18 protein-coding genes are annotated in these 21,892 nt (G+C 39.8%); 10 read left to right on the forward strand and 8 right to left on the reverse strand.

The genetic code is table 11. The annotated features are described in order from the left end of the window. Positions 1 to 39 precede the first annotated feature (39 nt). Entirely contained in the window at positions 40 to 1,164 is a 1,125-nt protein-coding gene (locus V6260_RS01430; RefSeq protein ID WP_341592240.1) for a sterol desaturase family protein, read from the forward strand. Between the two features lie 67 nt (positions 1,165 to 1,231). On the opposite strand, the gene V6260_RS01435 is transcribed toward V6260_RS01430, so the two are convergent. The 3 genes from V6260_RS01435 to V6260_RS01445 all read right to left on the reverse strand — a co-directional run bounded on the left by V6260_RS01435 (position 1,232) and on the right by V6260_RS01445 (position 6,791). Next, entirely contained in the window at positions 1,232 to 1,945 is a 714-nt protein-coding gene (locus tag V6260_RS01435) for a YebC/PmpR family DNA-binding transcriptional regulator (RefSeq protein WP_341592242.1), read from the reverse strand. Positions 1,946 to 2,209: 264 nt separating this feature from the next. Beyond that, on the reverse strand, positions 2,210 to 4,288 hold the full coding sequence (locus V6260_RS01440; protein WP_341592244.1) for a M13 family metallopeptidase: 2,079 nt from the start codon (positions 4,286 to 4,288) through the stop codon (positions 2,210 to 2,212). A 724-nt stretch (positions 4,289 to 5,012) separates the two neighbouring features. Then, the gene (locus V6260_RS01445; protein ID WP_341592246.1) at positions 5,013 to 6,791 is read right to left on the reverse strand and encodes an ABC transporter ATP-binding protein/permease; all 1,779 of its coding nucleotides are present in this window, start codon (positions 6,789 to 6,791) and stop codon (positions 5,013 to 5,015) included. A 101-nt stretch (positions 6,792 to 6,892) separates the two neighbouring features. Here V6260_RS01445 and V6260_RS01450 point away from each other — a divergent pair, with 101 nt between their 5' ends. The 5 genes from V6260_RS01450 (at position 6,893) to V6260_RS01470 (ending at position 11,465) form a co-directional block, all read left to right on the forward strand. Then, positions 6,893 to 7,354 carry a hypothetical protein gene (locus tag V6260_RS01450; RefSeq protein ID WP_149614821.1) on the forward strand — a complete coding sequence of 154 codons (462 nt, stop codon included), beginning with the start codon at positions 6,893 to 6,895 and terminating at the stop codon, positions 7,352 to 7,354. Positions 7,355 to 7,463: 109 nt separating this feature from the next. Beyond that, positions 7,464 to 9,302, forward strand: coding sequence for a protein translocase subunit SecD (secD, locus tag V6260_RS01455; protein WP_341592249.1), 1,839 nt, complete (start codon positions 7,464 to 7,466; stop codon positions 9,300 to 9,302). Then, entirely contained in the window at positions 9,295 to 10,239 is a 945-nt protein-coding gene (gene secF, locus V6260_RS01460) for a protein translocase subunit SecF (RefSeq protein ID WP_341592251.1), read from the forward strand. The genes secD and secF overlap by 8 nt, the downstream gene beginning before the upstream one ends. A 181-nt stretch (positions 10,240 to 10,420) precedes the next feature. Beyond that, positions 10,421 to 10,897, forward strand: coding sequence for a GreA/GreB family elongation factor (locus V6260_RS01465; RefSeq protein ID WP_341592253.1), 477 nt, complete (start codon positions 10,421 to 10,423; stop codon positions 10,895 to 10,897). A gap of 181 nt (positions 10,898 to 11,078) precedes the next feature. Continuing rightward, entirely contained in the window at positions 11,079 to 11,465 is a 387-nt protein-coding gene (locus V6260_RS01470; RefSeq protein WP_138488983.1) for a hypothetical protein, read from the forward strand. A 46-nt stretch (positions 11,466 to 11,511) separates the two neighbouring features. Here V6260_RS01470 and V6260_RS01475 read toward each other — a convergent pair whose 3' ends face one another. Further along, positions 11,512 to 11,850, reverse strand: coding sequence for a zinc ribbon domain-containing protein YjdM (locus V6260_RS01475; protein WP_341592256.1), 339 nt, complete (start codon positions 11,848 to 11,850; stop codon positions 11,512 to 11,514). A 304-nt stretch (positions 11,851 to 12,154) separates the two neighbouring features. On the opposite strand from V6260_RS01475, the gene V6260_RS01480 reads away from it, so the two are divergent. Genes V6260_RS01480 through V6260_RS01490 form a run of 3 tightly spaced genes read left to right on the forward strand, consistent with a single transcriptional unit; the run spans position 12,155 to position 15,187 of the window. Further along, complete coding sequence (locus V6260_RS01480) at positions 12,155 to 13,549, forward strand: RimK family protein (protein WP_341592258.1); 1,395 nt, start codon at positions 12,155 to 12,157, stop codon at positions 13,547 to 13,549. A gap of 4 nt (positions 13,550 to 13,553) precedes the next feature. Continuing rightward, positions 13,554 to 14,666 carry a GNAT family N-acetyltransferase/peptidase C39 family protein gene (locus V6260_RS01485; RefSeq protein ID WP_341592261.1) on the forward strand — a complete coding sequence of 371 codons (1,113 nt, stop codon included), beginning with the start codon at positions 13,554 to 13,556 and terminating at the stop codon, positions 14,664 to 14,666. Between the two features lie 8 nt (positions 14,667 to 14,674). After that, positions 14,675 to 15,187, forward strand: coding sequence for an MgtC/SapB family protein (locus tag V6260_RS01490; RefSeq protein WP_341592262.1), 513 nt, complete (start codon positions 14,675 to 14,677; stop codon positions 15,185 to 15,187). Positions 15,188 to 15,676: 489 nt separating this feature from the next. On the opposite strand, the gene V6260_RS01495 is transcribed toward V6260_RS01490, so the two are convergent. Both V6260_RS01495 and V6260_RS01500 read right to left on the reverse strand, forming a co-directional pair. Continuing rightward, positions 15,677 to 16,903, reverse strand: a complete 1,227-nt coding sequence (locus V6260_RS01495; protein WP_341592264.1) for a sensor domain-containing phosphodiesterase — start codon at positions 16,901 to 16,903, stop codon at positions 15,677 to 15,679. A gap of 88 nt (positions 16,904 to 16,991) precedes the next feature. Then, positions 16,992 to 18,002, reverse strand: coding sequence for a GlxA family transcriptional regulator (locus V6260_RS01500; RefSeq protein ID WP_341592266.1), 1,011 nt, complete (start codon positions 18,000 to 18,002; stop codon positions 16,992 to 16,994). 126 nt (positions 18,003 to 18,128) lie between these two features. On the opposite strand from V6260_RS01500, the gene V6260_RS01505 reads away from it, so the two are divergent. Further along, positions 18,129 to 20,036, forward strand: a complete 1,908-nt coding sequence (locus V6260_RS01505; RefSeq protein WP_341592268.1) for a beta-ketoacyl synthase — start codon at positions 18,129 to 18,131, stop codon at positions 20,034 to 20,036. 77 nt (positions 20,037 to 20,113) lie between these two features. Here V6260_RS01505 and V6260_RS01510 read toward each other — a convergent pair whose 3' ends face one another. Both V6260_RS01510 and V6260_RS01515 read right to left on the reverse strand, forming a co-directional pair. After that, complete coding sequence (locus V6260_RS01510) at positions 20,114 to 21,298, reverse strand: DUF1624 domain-containing protein (protein ID WP_341592270.1); 1,185 nt, start codon at positions 21,296 to 21,298, stop codon at positions 20,114 to 20,116. Between the two features lie 106 nt (positions 21,299 to 21,404). Further along, entirely contained in the window at positions 21,405 to 21,821 is a 417-nt protein-coding gene (locus V6260_RS01515) for an MgtC/SapB family protein (RefSeq protein WP_058549073.1), read from the reverse strand. Between the last annotated feature and the right edge of the window lie 71 nt (positions 21,822 to 21,892).

A 21,892-nucleotide genomic window follows, 5' to 3' on the forward strand; every position in this document is an offset into this window, starting at 1 on the left:
TTGTATTTAATCAGCTCAACGAAGCAAGGAATAACAACAATGATCAAGGCTTTATCACGAAAAATATTTCGCACCAACCATCTTCAGATAGGAGAGGGTAATATAAGTGGCTACATAGCTTGCTTTTTAGCAATACTGAGTTGTTTAGGTGTATTAGCGTTTCACTTCCCTGAATACTTAACCACACCAGAGCTGAGAAAAAGCTATAGCGTCGACTTTTTGCGTCAGCTTATGTTTGCATCACTATTGGTCTCGGGTAGTTTAGGATTACTTAACTTTGTACGTAATACCAATAAGCGGTTAGGGGCTACAGCGTGGTTTTTTATTCTACTTGCTATTATGTTCGGTGGACCAAATGTTGAAGTAAACGAGTTTGCTTCTGATACACCTTATATAGGGCTTGATTGGTTTATTTTAGATTTACTCGGCTCAACACTCATCTTTATTGTGATTGAAAAGTTATTACCTCATCGTAAAGATCAAAAAATATTACGTAGTGAATGGCGAGGCGATTTAAACCACTTTTTTGTAAATCATTTAATTATTGGTTTTGTATTACTCGTTACTAACCACTTTGTGCATTATGGCTTTGGCTGGGCTGTATCATCTACAGTACAAGGTTATATAGAGCAAACACCATTTTTAGTGCAGTTGTTTTTAATAATACTCGTGGCTGATTTAATGCAGTATTGGGTGCATCGTGCTTATCACGAAGTCCCTCTATTATGGCGCTTTCATGGCGTACACCACAGTGCTAAAGAAATGGATTGGTTAGCTGGTTCTCGCCAACATATTCTTGAAATACTCGTTACTCGCAGTTTAGTGCTTACGCCTATATTTGTACTTGGGTTTTCACAGCAAATAATTAGTTTGTACGTAATAATTGTAGGCTTACAAGCGGTATTTAACCATGCAAATGTACGTGTTAAATTTGGCTGGCTTAAGTACTTTATGGTTACACCGCAATTTCATCATTGGCATCATGCGTCAGATAAAGCCGCGATTGACCGCAATTACGCTGCGCATTTTTCGTTTTTAGATTATGTGTTTGGTACTGCTGTTAAAGATCAAAAAGAGTGGCCAGAAGCATACGGTGTAGTAGGGGATTACATGCCGGTAGGTATGCTTAAACAACAGATTTACCCATTTAAGCGTACTAAATAATGAATAATATAAACTAAAAAGGGAGCAACGTGCTACACGTTGCTCCCTTTTTATAATTGCTTAGAGATTAGAACTGCGCGTTATGGTAAACGTTTTGTACGTCATCACAATCTTCTAGCATTGCTAAAAAGCGTTCCATTACTTCGACATCTTCACCTTCAATAGGGGTTTCAATTTGTGGTACGAAAGCAATTAGATCTTCATCAAACTCGGTTACACCCATTTCTTCAAGGGCTGTACGAGTATTATTGTATTCAGTGTGAGGTGCGAATACGGTTACTTTACCATTTTCTACCTCGACATCGGTAACATCAACATCAGCCATCATTAGTGCTTCAAGTACAGCTTCATCGTCATCACCATCAAACACAAAAATAGCAAGGTGATCAAATAAATGTGAAACAGAGTTTTGTGCACCAATTTTAGCATTTGCTTTGGTAAAACAAACACGTACATCAGCAAAGGTACGCTTGTTGTTATCTGTTAAACAGTCAACAATAATCATACTGTTACCAGGGCCATAACCTTCATAGCGTGTTGCTGCGTAGTCTTCGCCACCGCCGCCTTTTGCTTTTTCTATTGCGCGGTCAATAACGTGTGCTGGTACTTGGTCTTTTTTTGCGCGTTCAATTAAGCGGCGAAGCGCTAAGTTTCCGTCGGTATCAACACCGCCGTTTTTAGCACAAATATAAATTTCTTTGCCGTACTTAGAATAAACTTTAGTTTTAGCACCCGCAGTCTTAGCCATTGAATCTTTTTTGTTTTGGTAAGCTCTTCCCATCTGCGTTTCGCCTTAATATATGTAAATAATAGAATAAAATTATAATGCGTATTCTAAAGGTAAATGCATTCAAGGGCTAGTAAGTATTAAAACAGATTAGAACAGCCGTGTTTAAAAACTATCTAAAATGTATTCTAGTGAAGAGTCTTGGTGCTGACTTAAAGAAGATTTAAGAGCAAGTTTAATCCAATAAAAAGGCAACTCATTTAATGAGTTGCCTAAAGAGTAATAAATTAAATGAGACTAACTAAAGCCTTATATTACTTACCAAATACGTACACGCTCATCTTCAGGAAGGTATAACGCATCGCCTGGTTTTACATCAAACGCTTTGTACCATGCATCGTGGTTACGCGGCGCTTGTGCTCTAAAGCGACCTGGGGCATGTGTGCCACCACGCAGTTGGTTAAGCATGCTTTGCTCAGTACGTTTTTCTTTCCATACTTGTGCCCACGCAAGGAAGAAACGCTGATCGCCAGTAACGCCGTCAATAACAGGCGCTTCTTTACCATTTAAACTTAGCTTATAAGCGTGATAAGCCATTGATAGCCCACCTACATCACCAATGTTTTCGCCAAGGCTATTTCGACCATTAACAAAGTTACCTTCGATTGGCTCGTATTTACTGTACTGCGCAGCCAGTTGATCGGCTTTTTTGTCAAATGCAGCGCGGTCAGCATCAGTCCACCAGTTACGTTGCACACCGTTTTCGTCTGATTTTGAACCTTGATCGTCAAATCCATGACCCATTTCGTGACCAATTACAGCGCCAATACCGCCATAGTTTACAGCCGGATCGGCATTTGGATCGAAAAACGGCGGTTGTAATATCGCAGCCGGAAATACAATTTCATTAAACGAGCTATTGTAGTAAGCGTTTACGCGTTGTGGTGTCATGCCCCAGCGGTTACGGTCTGTTTTTTGTAGCTCTTTTTCAACACTTTCTGCGTGGAAAAGCTCACGCATGTTTTTCACATTACCGATTAAATCGTTTTTAGTAATGCTTAAACCTTCATAAGACTGCCATACATCGGGGTAACCAATTTTTGGTACAAATGCAGCCAGTTTAGCGCGCGCATTTACTTTAGTTTCATCGCCCATCCACTCTAGGTTATCAATACGTTCACCAAGGGCTGTACGAAGGTTTTCAACCAGCTCTGACATTTGTTGTTTTGATGATTCAGGGAAGTAACGTGCTACGTATATTTTACCAATAGCAAAACCAAGCGAACTTGTGCCTGACATTTGACTTATTGCACGTTTCCAACGAGGGCGAGGCTCTTGTTGTCCGTTTAGTTCTTTACCAAAAAAAGCAAAGTTAGTATTAAATATGTCTTCTGATAGTAAACCTGCGTTACCGCTAATAGCGTGATACGTTAGGTAGTCTTTCCATACTGCAATATCTTCTTGATTGATTAGCTCAATCATCGCTTTTATTGGCTCAGGCTGAGATACATTTAACTGAGGTACTTTATAACCTGTTTGCGCAAAGTATAAATCCCAGTTAAAGCCAGGGTAAGCAGTGCTTAAATCGGCGCGTTCAATTTGGTTTAGCGTTAAATCGCGATTACGACGCTTTTCACGAGGCCAATGACCTTGTGCAATTTTGGTTTCAAGATCAACAATTGCTTGAGCACGCTCTGCGGTATTTTCTACTCCTGCAAACTTAAGCATGTCAGCAATGTGAGCAACATAAGCTGTACGGGTTTTAACAAAGCGCTCAGCGTCTTCAAGGTAGTAAGAGCGATCGGGTAAGCCTAAACCACCAGCACCTAGCGACATTTCATATTTGTTAGGGTCTAGGCGATTAAACCACATGCCGCCGCCAAAAGGGGCTTTATTACCGGTTAACCAAGATTTACCAAACATTTCAGCTAAATCGTCAGTCGACGATATATCACTAATTTCACTTAATAATGGCTTTATAGGTACCACACCTAGTTTATTAAGTGTTTCGGTATCCATATAGGCGTTGTAAAAATCAGCAACGAGTTGCTCCTCAGCGTTTAAATCTTTGCGTGCGGCTATTTCTTCAATAATAGCTTTAACATCGCCTTCACTTCGCTCAGCTAATCCTGAAAATGCACCATAGCGGGTTTTATCTGCAGGCATTTCGTAGTTGTCATACCATGTGCCGCTGGCATACATAAAAAAGTCATCGCCTGGTTTAACGGATTCATTACGGGCCGTTAAATCAACACCAAAACTACCTAGCTCTGCTTTTTGTGCCGCTGTTTCTGTAGTTACTTTAGATTGTTGCTCGTCTGTTTTTTTTGCTTGCGGCTCTGAACAACCGGTAATAAATGTGGCAGCTAATGCTGCGGCAATTAAACTCTTTTTCATTACTTACTCCTGAGTATCACTGATTAAATTAAAGCAGCAGTGAATCATTTTTATTGTTACGAATATTTAACTTATCGATTGTTATTGATATTAATCAGACAAACAAATCTTTTGAGGTGAATCACCACAGTGCTCGATAAAACTTATATTAAGCAAGAAGAGTAAGATTAAAGGCGCGAGGGAAATTCCCGCCTACAATTAATAGTGGTGTAATTTTTGTGTAGGCGGGGCTTTATGCCGCGCTGTTGTAAATTGGCTTTAAAAAGCGCGAGGTAAACTCCCGCCTACGGTTAATGGCAGTGTGCAAATTTATGTGTAGGCGGGGCTTTATGCCGCGCGGTTTTAAATTAGCCTTAAAAGCGCGAGGTAAACTCCCGCCTACAATTAATAGCGGTGTGCAAATTTATGTGTAGACGGGGCTTTATGCCGCGCGGTTTTAAATAAGCTCTAAAAAGCGCGAGGTAAACTCCCGCCTACGGTTAATGGCAGTGTATAAATTTATGTGTAGGCGGGGCTTTATGCCGCGCTGTTGTAAATTGGCTTTAAAAAGCGCGAGGTAAACTCCCGCCTACGGTTAATGGCGGTGTGTAAATTCATGTGTAGGCGGGGCTTTATGCCGCGCTTGTTTAAATTGGCTTTAAAAAGCGCGAGGTAAACTCCCGCCTACGGTTAATGGCAGTGTATAAATTTATGTGTAGGCGGGGCTTTATGCTGCGCTTGTTTACTATTTATTTTGCTGAAGCTCCCACATACGAGCATATTCTCCGGCGAGATTAAGTAACTCTTCGTGCTTACCTTGCTCAATAATTTGTCCGGCTTTGAGCACAATAATGGTGTCTGCATCGGTAATAGTAGAAAGGCGATGGGCAATAACAATACTCGTATGGTTACTGGCAACTTCACGCATTGCCGCGAGTATTGCTTGCTCAGAATGAGAATCGAGTGCAGATGTTGCTTCATCAAAAATTAAAATAGGGGACTTTTTCAAAATGGTGCGCGCAATGGCAATACGCTGTTTTTCGCCGCCGGATACTTTTAAACCACGCTCGCCAACCAGTGTTCTATCGCCTTTATCAAGAGTTGTTATAAAGTCTTTTAAATGCGCCATTGCAATGGCTCTATCAATTTCTGCATCGCTTGCTGATGGTCTACCGTAAGCGATATTTTCACGAATCGTGGTGTTAAAGAGCACGGTATCTTGCGGGACTATTGCAATGGCTTTTCGTAAACTATTAAGTGTAACTGAGTTTATTGCTTGATTATCGATACTAACTTCACCAGCGCTTACATCATAAAAACGATAGAGCAGTCGCGCCAATGAGCTTTTACCAGCCCCACTGGCCCCAACAATGGCTACTTTGCTGCCCGCTTTTACACTAAAGCTAAGATTATTAAGAATAGGGCGATGCGCATTGTAACTAAAACTTACATTGTTAAATATTATTTCACCTTGGCTAATATTGAGCTCCTTTGCATTGAGTGCATCGGTTATTTGTGGTTTTTTATTTAATAATCCAAGCATATTTTCAAGGTCGGTAAGGGCGCGTCTTATTTCGCGGTACACAAAACCTAAAAAGTTAAGTGGTAAAAATAGCTGAATCATATACGCGTTAATCATTACCAGCTCACCAATTGAGAGCGTACCTGCAACTACCTCGGTTGAGCCCAACCACATTAACGCGGTAATAGCACAAGCTATAATAAGTGCTTGGCCTGAGTTGAGGGCGAGCAACGACATTCTATTTTTTAAACGGGCTTTTTCCCAGTTTGCTAAAAAGGTGTCGTACGTTTTAGCTTCAAACTGTTCATTATTAAAATATTTTACAGTTTCATAGTTAAGTAGGCTGTCTATAGCGCGGGTATTACTTTGGTTGTCGGCAGCATTTGCTTCTCTAATAAAGCGGTTTCGCCACTGAGTAACCATCACAGTAAAGGTAATGTAAATAGCAACTGCCAATAATGTAATAAGCGCAAACCAAACAGAAAACAACGTGCCAAAAATAATCGCAACGGTCAGTATTTCAAATAAAGTAGGCACAATGTTAAACATTAAAAAACGCATTAAAAAGCTTAACCCGCTTGTACCGCGTTCTATATCGCGGCTAATACCGCCAGTTTGCCTGTTTAAATGAAAAGCCAGCTCAAGTGAATGCAAATGCTTAAATACTTTTAAACCAATATCACGCATGGCGTGCTCTGTTACGCGAGAAAATACAGCATCTCTTACCTCACCTAAAAATACACTAGCAAAACGCAGCGCACCGTACATCAATAACAATAAAGCAGGAATAACTAACAGTGGGTTAATCGACTTATCTACCGAGTCTATAATTTCTTTAAGCGCCCAAGGCATTAAAAGCGTGGCACCTTTTGCGCCTATAAGCGCCATAAGTGCAATAAAAACACGGCCTTTAAATTTTGTAAGGTAGGGCCACAGTGTTTTTACACTTTGGCGTAAATTCATGGCGTCTGGTCGTTTTTCTGTGCTTTGTCTGGAGCGCATTAGTGATCTCTGCTAAAACTAAATACTTAATTAATAGGCATTGTATTTTAAATGCTTGCCCTTATATACTACGCATCCTTTATTTTAGTTTTAAAACGTGAATGTTTAAATTTAGAGTGTTTTTAACTGCCTTTTTGCTACTTGCTGCACTTTTTAGTGTGCAGAGCAATGCTATGGGCGCCTCACAAAATTTAAATATTAATGTTAGTACGCAGCTTTCGCTTACTGATATCGACGATTTAACTAAAATACAGCCTATTACTAAGTCTGTAGATACTACGCAGCATAAAAAAACGCATCAAACCGACTTTGACGCGCACCAACCAAGATTAACTGCCAATAATTCATCTTTGTTTTTGCACACTGTTCAAAGTGAGCCAGAATACGATGTGGTTTTTGAATTTTTTGCTCAAAATCTTGTTAGGCATATATTTTTACGACCGAGAGCCGTTAACCGCATACAACCTTGGTATACGCTTGTAACTAATAGTAAAAAGTCGCGCTTAAGTGGTTGGAAAGACGTTAACTTACTCTACACTGCCGTAACTACCTACCACGCTTAATTTTCCTTATTTAATTTTATTAGGTTTTAACTTTTAAAGTTTTAGCCTGCAGATTAATTGTGCTTTTAAAAAGCACGTTGCCAGCATTTGCTGGCAATAAGGATTCAACATGTTAAGTTTTAAAAAAGATAAAAAGCCGTCTACGGCTAAGTTCAAATTAAGCTATATAGCCATGCTAATAGTATTGGTTTTATTAGCTATCAGCGCATTACCAAATTTATACCCTAATAAATCGTGGTTGCACGTAAGTAATACGCCGCACAGCGAAACGCAATCTTTACCAACCACTAAAACCCTAGTTACTTTTTTAAATAACCAAGGGTTCGAGGTTGAGCAGGGCGTAGATAAGCAATCAACTATTAATGTACTTTTAAACGAGCCAACTAAAAGCGCTCAGGCGCAAGCGGCTATAAAAGCGCAGTACCCAAACACGCAAGTTAAAATTGTTGAGCATGCAACCAGCCCTACATGGTTACAAAATTTTGGTTTATCACCAATAAAGCTAGGCCTTGATTTAAATGGCGGTGTGCTATTTGTACTAGACGTAGATTTAGATAAAGCCGTTGATGAGCAATTAGTCAGTGCGTATCAACAAGCTAAATCAATCATTATTAAGCAAAAAGCACATGGCGTAAAAGCGCAGCAAACTCAGCACGGGTTTGAAATAAACGCATTGCCTAATGCAACCGACAAGTTAACCCCTGTTATTGAAGAGCTACAAAGCCGATTTGCTAATTTAGCCGTTGTAACAAGTAATAACGGCGGCGTTAAAACTGCCAAATTTAATTATTCAGAGCAAGGCCGCAGCGCCTTTGATAAAGAGGTTATGGGGCAAACACTTACAACCCTTCGCTCGCGTATTGAAGAGTTAGGCATTACCGAAGCGGTAACACAGCAACAAGGCAAACACCGCATTCGTATAGAGCTACCGGGCGTGCAAGATCCAACCGAAGCAAAACGTATTATTGGTGCAACAGCATCGCTTGGTTTTTATCAATTAAAAGAAATAGGCGGACAAACATTTAATCTGCAATCGGGCGGAACCATAAAGCTCGATCCTGTACCAATTTTTACAGGCGATCACATTAATAATGCCAATATAGGCCGCGATGATTGGGGCAAACCACTTGTTCAACTTAGCCTAGACGGCCAAGGCGGGGATGCAATGTCGGCGTTTTCAAAAGCCAATATTGGTAAGCCAATGGCGACGGTTTACTCTGAGTATTCTCAAAACGCTAAAGGCGAAGTCGTTAAAAAAAGCGAAGTTATTAATGTTGCTAATATTGCTCAGCATTTAAGTTCGCGTTTTAGTATTACCAATATGAAAAGCCAACAAGCGGCAGCCGATCTGGCATTGTTATTACGTGCAGGCTCGCTTACAGCACCCGTTACAATTGTGCATGAACAAACAATAGGGCCAAGCCTCGGCCAAGAAAACATAAGTAATGGCTTAGCCGCACTTATGTTAGGCATGGGTATTACGCTTGCATTTATGGCGCTTTGGTATCGCCGTTTAGGCCTTATTGCAAACGTAGCACTTATATTAAATTTAACGTCGCTTGTGGGCTTAATGTCATTATTACCAGGGGTTGTATTAACGCTACCAGGCATTGCAGGCCTAGTATTAACCATAGGTATGGCGGTAGACACGAACGTAATAATATTTGAACGCATTAAAGAAGAACGCCGTAAAGGCCGTGCACCATATCAAGCTATTCAAGAGGGTTATAAACAAGCCGCAAATACAATATTTGATGCCAATATAACCACCATGATCACCGCACTTATTTTATACGGCATAGGCTATGGGCCCGTTAAAGGTTTTGCCATTACACTCGCACTGGGGCTTTTAACATCTGTATTTACAGGTGTGTATGTATCAAAAATATTAAGCCAAATGTTGTATTTAAAAATGGGTAAAAAAGCAGGAGTAAAAGCACATGCTTAATTATTTTTTAAAAGGTGAGGCGGGCACACGTTTACGTTTTATGGGCATGCTTTTAAGCGCCATCTTAGTGCTGCTATCTGTATTTACGCTTGCGCAAAAAGGTTTAAATTTCGGCCTAGATTTTACCGGCGGTTATTTAACTGAGTTTACAACCAGTCAAAGTGTTGAATTAAAAGAGCTTCAATCGTTTATTGCTAAAAATCACACCGGTGAGTTTGAGCTAACTGCGCAAGGTAATAGTCATTTTCAATTAAGAGAAGCGCCAAGTGCATCAACTACATCAACAACAGCTAATAGTCTTGATTGGCAAAGCGCTGTTACACAAAACAATGATATAAATGCACAAGTTTTATCGTCGGCTTATATTGGCTCACAAGTAGGCGATGAGCTATTTGATCAAGGTTGTTTAGCCATGTTTGCTGCAATGATTGCGGTAATGCTTTACCTTGCAGTGCGTTTTGAATGGCGTTTAGCTGTTGGCTCTGTGGTTGCGCTAGTGCACGATTTGATACTCGTACTTGGATTGTTTTCACTATTACAAATTGAGTTTAACCTAACCGTGCTGGCAAGCTTACTGGCTATTATTGGTTACTCACTTAACGACTCAATAATAGTAGGAGATAGAGTGCGTGAGCTTTTACGTGTTCAATCAAATAATGTACTTAGCCCAGCGACTATTATTAATAATGCGATTAAAAGTACACTAACGCGCACTCTAATAACGTCGGGTACCACACTTGCAACGGTTGCGAGCGTTTGGCTACTTGCAGGCGCACCACTGCAAGGTTTTGCTATAGCATTATTTACCGGCATTGTAGTGGGTACGTTCTCGTCTATTTGTATAGCGGCAACCTTGCCAGAGCTATTGGGCTTAAGCGCTAAAAATTACGAAGTTAAAGTAGATGCCCACACGCAAACATTATTAGATATGCCATAAGGTTTTTAATAAAGCACAAGCAAAGAGCTGCACCAACCAACGGCTCTTTGCTTGTTTAATGCTAATTTAAGCCCCGCTAGTATTCCCACCAAACTTGCGGGGTTTAAAACAATGGTTTTAAGCACCGCAAAAATGTTAAACTAACGGCCTTATTCTTACAGCCTGTATTGTATTAATCCCCATGAATAAAACCCACGTTATCGAACACCTTCGTTTTGCGCTAGAAGCGCAGCTTACAACAGCAAAAGTAGCGGCAAAAACCGCGCACGACACCGCTACACATGAAGAAAACATAGCCGAAAATAAATACGATACCTTAGGGCTCGAAGCCGCTTATTTAGCACAAGGCCAAGCCCAGCGCGTAAACGATTGCTATAAAAGCATAGAATTGTTTGAGCCTGCTTTTAACGAAAAACCAACCGACAAAATAGCTATCGGTTCGCTGGTATGTTTAGAAGATGATAACGCAGCCCAAAAATGGTTTTATTTAGGCCCCGCAGCTGGTGGTTTAACGGTAAATGTTAAACAGCACTCCATTGCTGTTGTAACACCCGGCGCACCAATGGGTAAGCAGTTATTAAATAAACAGATTGATGATGAAATTACGTTAACAATCGCAGGTGTAGTACACGAATACGTGGTGGTAGAGATTTTATAAATACTTCCTTCAGCAAAGTAAACCTTCTGAGGGACTACTTTATATACATAGCTTGAACTAACTTATCTGATTTTGTAGTTATATTACTTGGAGTTACTACTCAATTATTAGTGTTTTTGTAGAGTGTAATACTCAAAAATGTAAAATGTCTTGATTATATTAAGGGAGGCAGAAGGGAACTATGAAAATTCATAAAGGTGATATTGCTATGGATATGATTGAAGACGCTATAGACCTGTACAATGAAGAACGCTTTATTTCTAGCTTACATTTATCTGCTGCAGCATCTGAATTATTATCTGGTTTAAGTGAAATTTATGGATTTGAAAGCTCACACCAAAACTTAAAAAAAATGGTATGGGACTTCCATAATTCAAATCCTGATTTTTTCTCTAAGCCCCGACTTGCAATCAAAAAATTTAACTACTCTAAAAATGCTGTAAAGCATATTAATGGCGACAAGGATCAACTAGCATATATTTTGCCTAAAATGGACTCCGAGATGTACATAAATCAATGCCAAAAAATGTTAGAAAATTTTGGTATATGCTTGTTAAAGCGAATATGAAAAACCAATTCTTCGCTTATAACTACTCGGTTATAGGGAGGCTAACTCAATTAGCCTTTTTCACAAACTTAGCAGTTACCATCATTTCGCCAATGCCATCTACTTTACAATTAAGTTCGTGATCTTTTTTATCAAGCACTCTTCTAACGACCGCTTTGGTGCCAATTTTAATTACTTGCGAGCTGCCTTTAATTTTTAAATCTTTGGCTACTGTCACTTTGTCGCCATCATTAAGTAATGTGCCGTTGGCATCTTTAACTAAAATAGCGTCTTCATCGCTTGTATTATTTGGGTTCCACTCATGGGCGCACTCGGGGCAAATAAGCAGTTGTTGGTCCTCGTAAACATATTCACATTGGCATTTTGGGCAAGCAGGCAGCGACATTTTTAAACTCTCATAAGGTATTGTTTTGCGTATTTTAATCTGCATTAATAGGAAAATATAGTTAATCAATATTTTTTATCTTCACGCTAAAAATATCTCGTTTGTGCGTTTTAAAAAAAGGGCATATAAAGCACATGTCGCTTAAGCAATTTAAGCGCTAACTCGTACAGTAGGTACCTGTTAAAGCACCCATCATATTAAGTGATTCGCGCAATGCCCACTTAGTACGATGGGTGTTTCTATTTATAATGCTTAGTATTTTACTAAGCATGCTTTTTATATTTTGACTTAACTAGGAAAAGTCGTGTTTAAAACCTTAATTGTGGTTGATAACAACGAGCAAACGCTTGCTCAATCGTTCGAAAATGTAATTACGTTTAATACCTACTTACGTGATTACCCAAAACAAAATGAGCAAAAAACACGCATTATTAATCTGTGCGACTCAAGCCAATACTTGAGCAAAGGTTACTATTGCTCGTTACTTGCTGAGGCGCGCAAACACCAAGTTTTACCCAGTGTAAAAACCATTAATGCACTACGTAGTGGCCAAGCTCCTATGTTAAATGTGGGTCAAATAGACGGTACACTTTACTTTGGTAATGCCCAAAACGATTTACAATTAAAAGCAGCAAAGTCGGTATTTAAACAATACTCGGCACCTATTTTATTTGTTGATGAGCAAGGCTTATTGCAACAAGGCTCGATGTCGTCTTTAAGCGAGCAACAGTACAGCGAATTTGTAGCCAAGCTAGATAACTTTACTAAAACGCAGTGGCGTATTAGTTCGGTACAACGTCGTTTTAGATGGGACATGGCAATACTCGTTGATCATAACGAAAAAGTACCACCGAGTGATAAAGACGCCATTGCACGTTTTATTAAAGCAGCGGCTAAACATGGTATTTATGCACAAGCATTAAGCTTTGACGAAATTGATAACATTGCCCAGTTTGATGCGTTATTTATTCGCCAGACTACAGCGATTGACCATCCAACGTATCGCCTTGCGAGCAAAGCGCAAAGCCTGGGTTTAGTGGTTATTGATGATGCTGAGTCTATTTTACGTTGTTGTAATAAAGTGTATTTACACGATGCATTTAATTATCAAAAAGTGCCCAGTTTAAAAACGGTTGTAGTTGCTGATCAAGCAAATGAAACGCTTGAGCAATTAGAAGAAGCGTTTACGTATCCGCTTGTTTTAAAAATGCCTGAAGGGTCTTTCTCAAAAGGTGTGTTTAAAGTTGCAAACCGCAGTGAGCTTGAAGCTAAATTAACCGAGCTGTTTGAATTTAGTGCATTAGTGCTTGCACAAGAGTACATGTATACCGAATACGATTGGCGAGTAGGTGTATTAAATGGCCGTGCTATTTATGCATGCCGCTATTTAATGGCGCGTAACCATTGGCAAATTTATAACCACGATGCTAAACGGTTTTTCTCAGGTGGCTTTGAAACTCTACCAACCTTTGAGTTACCAAAAGCGGTATTAGATGCTGCATTAAAAGCGTGTAAAACAGTAGGTAGGGGTTTATATGGCGTTGATGTTAAAGAGCATCAAGGCAAAGCATACGTGCTTGAAGTAAACGACAACCCAAGTATTGATCACAAAGTAGAAGACGGCTATTTAGGCGACGAGCTATACATGATCATTATGGATGAGTTTAAACAACGTTTAGAAGCACGAGGCCGTGGGTAATAACATGAGCAACCTTGTTATTCGAAAGGCGCTTAGCAGTGATTTAAACGCATTGATTGACGTTGAAAACACTTGCTTTAATAACGACAAACTTAGCCCGCTCAGTTTAAAGCGCTGGCTAAGTGCTAAGCACGGTATTTTACTTGTTGCAGAGTATGGCAAGCAAGTATGTGGCTACGGGCTAGTGTGGTGCCATAAAGGCACACGTTTAGCGCGTTTATATTCGCTTGCTGTTTTACCCACAATGCAAGGTAAGGGCGTTGCAAAGGCACTACTTACTAGCCTTGAAAAAGAAACGTGTGAGCGGGCTCGTATTTACCTTCGTTTAGAGGTGGCTGTAAATAACGAAGGTGCGATAGGGCTTTATAAAAGCTTGGGTTACAGAGTGTTTGGTCAATACTACGATTATTACGACGACCACAGTGATGCCCTACGAATGCAAAAAAATATTCGCCAAACGAGTGAGCTAAAAGTAGCGCGATTAACGCCGTGGTATCAGCAAACTACCGAGTTTACCTGTGGGCCAGCGGCGTTATTAATGGCAATGGGGGCACTTAAGCCAACAACCGAGCTTAGCCAATCACATGAGCTGGCACTTTGGCGTGAAGGCACCACTATTTTTATGACCTCGGGTCATGGTGGTTGCCATCCGTTTGGTTTGGCACTTGCCGCTCATAAGCGTGGTTTTAAAAGCGAAGTAATGGTTAATACCACAGAGCCTTTGTTTTTAGATGGCGTACGCAATGAGAATAAAAAAGTGGTACTTGCCACCGTGCATCAACAATTTGTAGATGGTATTGCACAAGCAAATATACCGCTTACACATAAAGATGTAGAGCTTGAGCATATTGAGCAGTGGTTAAGTAAAGGCTTTAGTGTGCTGTTATTAATTAGCACATACAGTTTTGATGGTAAAAAATCGCCACATTGGGTGTGTGTTACGCACCTTGATGAGCACTGCGTGTATGTTCACGATCCGTTTTGTGAGCCCGGCAGTGATAAACAGCTCGCAATAGATTGCCAATATGTACCTATTGCACGAAGTGATTTTAGTAAAATGTCAGCGTTTGGTAGCCAACGTTTAAGAACGGCGGTGGCTGTAGCTAATAAAATATAAGGTTAACAGTGACTTTTTTAGATTTAATTGATGTAGCCCCGTATTCGTGGGCAGCTATTGGTACTGCAGCTTTTTGCGGTGCGATTATTGGTATAGAGCGCCAGTTGCGCGGCAAACCTGTAGGTATTCGTACCTCAGCGTTAATAACCTTGGGTACGTATTTGTTTTTATCCACTGCGTTTAATTTACAAGGGGATGTAATAGATCATTCTCGTGTAGTGGGGCAAATAATTACAGGTATTGGTTTTTTAGGTGCAGGCGTTATGCTCGCAAAAGATGGTGCGGTAGTTGGCGTTACATCAGCTGCAACCATTTGGGTGCTTGCATCAATAGGCGTTATGATAGCCACTGAAAACCTTGGCGCTGCAATAAAGCTCTCGGTGCTGGTGGTGGGCATTTTATACGGTGTAGACGTATTCGAGGCTAAATTTAAAAGCTTAAGCAAAGGCGTACACACTAAAGTAAAAAACTATCAAAAACGTTATTATCGAAAAGAGTTTAACGACACAGAACGCCACTAAAAGTGGCGTTTTTATTATACCAACCTGCATAAATCTTTGATTAATTTAACGAATTAAATTTCACTATAAAGTCGTTAAAAATTTTTTATTTAGAACAACTAGATACAAAAATTTTTGCCTAGTTCTAGGGGCTGTTGATCTTTGCGGATTAAAATTTGTTCAAATTAGGGGCTATTTAATCGCAGTGCGAGGTTTGTAACCTAGTGGGCTCGATAACTGCTCCTGCGTTATTCTACTGGCTTACATCCATGTAAGAATAAGTAAAAACCGAGCAACAAAGAGTAAATAGCCCCTAGGAAGAACCCTTTGGCAGCGCCTGTTTGGCATTAATGCTGCGTTATCGCCTATTTATGGGGAATAACCACACTACATAGGCTCTGCCTTGCCTAAATACCAAACAGACTGCTGCAAATTTAACCTTGAAAGATCAACAGCCCCTAGCGTAATTTTCTTAACGTTAAATAGACCCCATATATAAGCAGATTGGTATTATAGCGTAATTGTTTGATAGTGGATGGCATCTTCAATAGGAGCTGGGCGGCCAATAAAATAGCCTTGCACGTTATCAACGCCTAGTTTTCTCAGTGTGCTTAATTCTTCTTGATTTTCAATCCCCTCTGCAACTATTGAGCAATTAATTGCTTTGGCAAATCCGCATAGTGCTTTAGCTAGTAAAAACTTTCTACGATCTGTATTTATATTTTGAGTAAGGCTTATGTCTAACTTAATGATATCTGCCTCTAATTCTAAAATATGCTGGAAAGATGAAAACCCAGCACCTACATCGTCTATTGCCAGTTTTAAACCCCGGTTTCTTAATGGTTGAAGTGCAGTTCGCATCGCTTGGTAGTCTAAAATAGGTGAATGTTCAGTCACTTCCAAAATTATTCTATTACAATCGGTGCTTTGTAATACTTTGTCTATTGAGCCTGACAAAATATGCTGAGGTGAAGTATTGATAGTGATATAAGCTTTTTCATCAAATTGATCCAAGCAATGTAATGTATTTTGTATAGCAAGTATTTCTAACTGTTCTCCCAAACCTATTTTTATAGCATCTTTAAACCAAATGTCAGGTGTTTTATAAGGTTCAATAAAAAAGCGTGACAGAGACTCATAACCCGAAAGTTGATTGGTTGATAAATTAAATATGGGCTGAAAATAAATCGTAATATCGTTTGTTTTTATAATATTTTCAATAAGCGATTTTGACTCATTATTTAAAATGTTAGATAGCACATTTTTTTCGATTAACTCCGTGGCTATTTCAGAAATTAACCTAAGAAATGACAAATCTTTGTCGTTCAAGGTATTATCTAATATGGTTTTATAACAGCAAAAAGTCCCATAAATTTTACCTGTAGATAAAACAATAGGTACACCTATATAAGAGCCAATATTTAGCTTTTCTGTAACTGGCATGTTGCGGGTTATAGGGTGTTCAAGAGTATTAGGGATTATTTGTTCTAGCTCGTTATCGGATATTTTTTTACAGTAAGTTTCGCAAATTGGGTCTGAATTACCCACTGATACGCAGGTATTTGTTGTTTGGTTATCTACCACTTTAAAAACACGATCAGTGTTGGTGAATTCTGAAATAAACGCGACTTCCATACTCAAATGTTTTCGTACAAGTGAAAGTAACTTTAATAACTTTGATTCAATAGAAACATCGCTTTGTGGATCAAAAAGATGCTTACTAAGTTTATCTTTCATGCAGTTACCTTGGTATGGGGGAAAATTATGTTATTGATAAGAGTATAATTAATGTATAAAAAATACCACCTTTAGAAAATGTCATTAGTTAGCCAAATAATTTTCGTCTTACTACTTTTCTATAACCACTGGGCGTTTGGCTTAATACCTTTTTAAACACACGTGTTAAATGCCCTTGGTCGTTATATCCCACTTCTAAAGCCACTTCTTGAATTGATAAATTTGATGATGCTAATAACTCTTTCGCTCCTTCTACGCGTAATTGTTGCCAATACTCAATAGGGCTTTGATTAGTGGCGGCTCTAAAGCGGCGGGTAAAAGTACGGTAGCTCAAGCTAAATTGGCTAGCAACTTCTTGCAGGTTTAACTCGGTGGCTAAATTTGTTTTTAGCCAAAACTGAATTTGTGCAATTAGCTCGTCGGGGTGGCGGTCAACTGCGCCTTCTAAGTAGCGTTGATCTTCGTAGGGTTTACGTATTTCGTGCGAAAAGTTTCGCTCTACATGTTGAGCGGCTGCTTTTCCATAGTACTGACTAATGATATGTACGATCACATCGGCAAGAGCATTAAGGCTTGCTACGGTATACATGCGCTCTGATTGGGTTATAAAAAAGTCGGGTTTTAAGCGCACTAACGGGTAGTCATGGCTAAATTGATGGGCGTAGTGCCAATGGGTAGTAGCAGGGTGCCCATCAAGTAAGCCTGCCTCAGCTAGTAAGCAGTTGCCAGTACCTACACCAATTATATGGCTGCCTGCGCTAAAGCTCTCGCTTAGCCAATCAACTACGTCTTGATTTGTACGCACTACAGGGCGCGGATTGCGCCAAATACCAGGCACTATAATTAAATCGCTGTAGGGCGCATTAGTTGTTATGCAATCAGGATTTATAGCAAGGCCTGCGCGAGTAGCTATAGATTCTGCATTTTTAGCCACTAAATTTATAGCAAGCGGCCTAAAACTTTGCTTATCAATATGGCCTTTAGCAAATGCCTCACCGGCTCTTAGCATTTCTATAGGTAGGGTTAAACTAGTCACTAATAAATGCGGATATACTGCTATAGCAATATTTAATGGTGGATTAGTGTGTTTATCAGTCATATAAATGCTCCGACCAGTGTTTTTTGGCCTTTCGTGCTGAATATTTGGCTATTAAAGCACAATATGTTGCAAGTAATCCATTTAAACTGGCTTCATCTCCTAGTAACACGTTTTAAAGGCAAAATTATGACAGCATTACCCGTTATAGTAGGCATGGGTGGCATTAACGCCGCTGGCCGTACTTCTTTTCATCAAGGTTATCGCCGTATCGTGCTAGATAGTTTAAACGCAAAAGATCGCAGTGAAACATTTTTAGGCCTCGCCACACTGATGAATTTAGTAAGCGTTGTAAACGGCCAATTACAAGACCCTCAAGGTAATAATGTTGAGCAAAGCGACATAGAAGCACGCTTTGGTGAGCAAATTATTGCAGGTACTCTTATTCGTAAAATTGAAAAAGAACATTTTGACGCCGATGCCACGCCGTGGCAGCAAAAAATGACGTTAAGCGCATCAAACGAAAACGCTATTGTGTTTGAAACGCGCGCTCGAGATTTACCAACACCGGTTCCTGCTAGTTGGCAGGTTGAAGAACTTGAAGGCAAAAAAGTTAAAGTCACTATTGCCACCGATATTGATGTAAAACACAACTCAACGCGTGATAACCCAATTAAATCTGCAGGGCAGTTTCCGACAGGGTTTGATCCGTCTGTTATGTATAACAGTCGCTATCAGCCACGTGGCCTACAAGCGACAATTTTTGCAGCTACCGACGCGATTAAATCAACAGGGCTTGATTGGCAGCATATTATGAATAGCGTAGAGCCAGATAAAATTGGTACCTATTCAGCATCGGTAATTGGCCAAATGGACGACAAAGGACTAGGCGGTTTAGTAAAAGCGCGCCAACAGGGCGATCGTGTTAGCACTAAGCAGTTAGCACTGGGCTTAAATACCATGTCGACCGACTTTATTAATGCGTATGTTACAGGCAATGTAGGTACTACATTTTCAACTTCGGGCGCTTGTGCTACGTTTTTATATAATTTACGTGCAGCAGTAAACGATATACAAGCTGGGCGTACGCGTGTTGCAGTTGTCGCAAGTGTTGAGTGCGCTATTACACCGGAAGTTATTGAAGGCTTTGGTAACATGAGCGCACTTGCCAATGTTGAAGGTTTGCGTCGTTTAGATAACTTATCAAATGATGAAGAACCAGATTATCGTAAAAGCAGCCGCCCATTTGGCGATAACTGTGGCTTTACATTAGGTGAAGGCGCACAAGTTGCGATTTTGATGGATGATGCCTTAGCACTTGAATTAGGCGCTGATATTATGGGCAGCGTACCGGATGTGTTTGTAAATGCAGATGGCGTTAAGAAGTCGATTACATCACCCGGACCTGGTAACTATATTACAATGGCAAAATCAGCCGCACTTGCTAGCAGCTTATTAGGTAAAGAAGCACTGCAAGAGCGTAGCTTTATTTTAGCCCATGGTTCTAGTACACCACAAAACCGTGTAACAGAGTCTTTGATTTATCATAAAGTAGCGCAAACGTTTGCTATTGATAATTGGAAAGTGACCGCGCCAAAAGCCTATGTTGGTCATACTATAGCTCCTGCAAGCGGCGATCAATTAGCGATAGCTCTAGGTGTATTTAGTTACAATATTATGCCGGGTATTACCACAATTGATAAAGTGGCTGATGATGTTTATAGCGATCATCTTGATATTCGTAATAGCCATTACGAATGCGCTGATATGGATATTGCTTTTATAAATTCAAAAGGCTTTGGCGGAAACAATGCAACCGCTACTGTGCTGTCAACAAAAGTGACAATGCAAATGCTCACTAAGCGCCATGGCGATGAAGTTATGAGTAATTACTCGCAGAAAAACGTGGCAATTAAAGCCGCGCAGCAAACGTATAAAACGCAAGCCGATTTAGGCGAGTATGAACTTATTTACCGCTTTGGCGACGGACTCATTGACGACAACGACATTGCAATTGACGAGCAAAGTATTCAGTTACCAGGCTTTGAAAAAGCAATTACGTTTAGCACAACAAACTCCTATCAAGATATGTTTTAAGCACACATACTTGTTAGCAAGGCGCTTTTAAAGCGCCTTTTTTAATGCCTATTATTTGATGCTAACTTGTATAAGCGCTATATATATTTAGCAATTAAGCTGTGCTTGTTATTTCGCTTCCAGCCAATATAACGCTTAGCGAGTAGGGTTGTTAGGCCAATAACAACGCCTATAAATAAAAGTGTTGCCGTGTAACTCATGCCATAACCTTCAGGCAAACCAACGAGAGTGTCTGCGTAGGTCATATCGCTAAAATTAAAGCCAAGAATAGGTATAAGTAACCAAGCAATAGCATGTAATAAATACAAATGCACAAGGTATGAAAACATACTTGTTTTACCCAGCACTTGTAAAAAATTAGGTGAAAAGTCAGTTTTAGCATGGCTTAAAAGCTTAAGGGCTATTAGTCCAATGCCAACGGTTAACAGCATAAACTGCAACGAAAGCGGATATTTTGTTGGATTTAAAAACGACATAACTGTATCAAAAGTACTGCTATGAACAGTAAATATTGAAGTGTCGCCATATAAATTAAAACCACGAAGTAAGGCGTATAAAGTAAGGCAACTAGCACCTATAAATGCTGCATAGTTCATTACTTTTGCACTGTACCGTTGACCTTTATAATAAACACCGGCGCAATAGGCTAACGCCATTAAGCCAATAATAGGGGCAACTGGATAGGTTGTTCTAATTTTAAAACCAAAAGGGAGGTCAAGTACATTTTTTTGATGTGCAATAGACCAAACAGTGTGTGTAAGTGTATTAGGCTCAAAGCTAATATCATCAAACAGGTTATGCCCGAATACTAATAGTAAGCCTGCTACAAAAACGGCATATATACCAAGTAAACGCAAAAGACCTAATATTATAAACCCCCATCCGATTGCCCAAATAACTTGTGCGTATAGCATTGGGTATAATGGGTTAAAGCTCCAAGACCACGAAACAATAGTAAATTCAAACAAAATTAGCACTAAACCACGAACAATCAAGCTCTGTGAAAATGCTTTAGTGGATACATATTTATGCTCTGTTATAGCAGCCGATAGGCCTGCTAAGAATACAAAAAGTGGCGCGCAAAAATGAGATACAAAACGCGTAAAAAAGGTGAGAGCATCAGTACCTGGAATAGTCATCGGATCGGTTACCGAGTAGTTTAGACAATAGTACATGCCATGGTCTATAACCATGAATATAATGATAATACCCCGAAGTAAATCAATATGATGTAGTCGAGGTGTTAAAGCTGAGTCCGACATTTAGGTTCAAAACATGTTATAAAATTTGCGTGTATTATATGTTATATAGTATCAGTGTGCGAGTTTGGTTGTTCACTCCTCGACTGTGTAATAGCTTCATTAAAAGCTATTTAAACTTTTTTACATACCTTAGCGTTATAAAATTAATAACGGCAAGCAAAATAGCTATTTCGTAGCGGCTATAGGCTACAGCTATACCAATTAAGCCCATATTCCAAATACTTGCTGCGGTTGCTGTGCCGGAGGTTGATTTGTTATTTTTCAAAATTGCGCCACCGCCAATAAAACCAATGCCCGTAATGATGCCTTGCAACATTTTAGATTGAGCTTCTGCGCCATCTAATACCGACATAGCTATTAATGCATACCCACACGATGCAACAGCAACAAGAGGAAAGGTACGAAGGCCTGCACCATCATGGCTTCGCTCTCTGTCGTAAGCCATAGGTAGCGCAAGTAGGTATGCAATACCTAAGTGTATTAAGTTATCGATAATTTCATTCCACTGTAAATCAATTTCCATTATTGAGCCTATGCGGGTTAAATTTGTTAATAATAAGCAAACAGTGAGCCATCGCATAAATAACTAATAAT

This window comes from Pseudoalteromonas aliena, assembly GCF_038155085.1.
In the GTDB taxonomy this organism is placed as follows: domain Bacteria; phylum Pseudomonadota; class Gammaproteobacteria; order Enterobacterales; family Alteromonadaceae; genus Pseudoalteromonas; species Pseudoalteromonas aliena_A.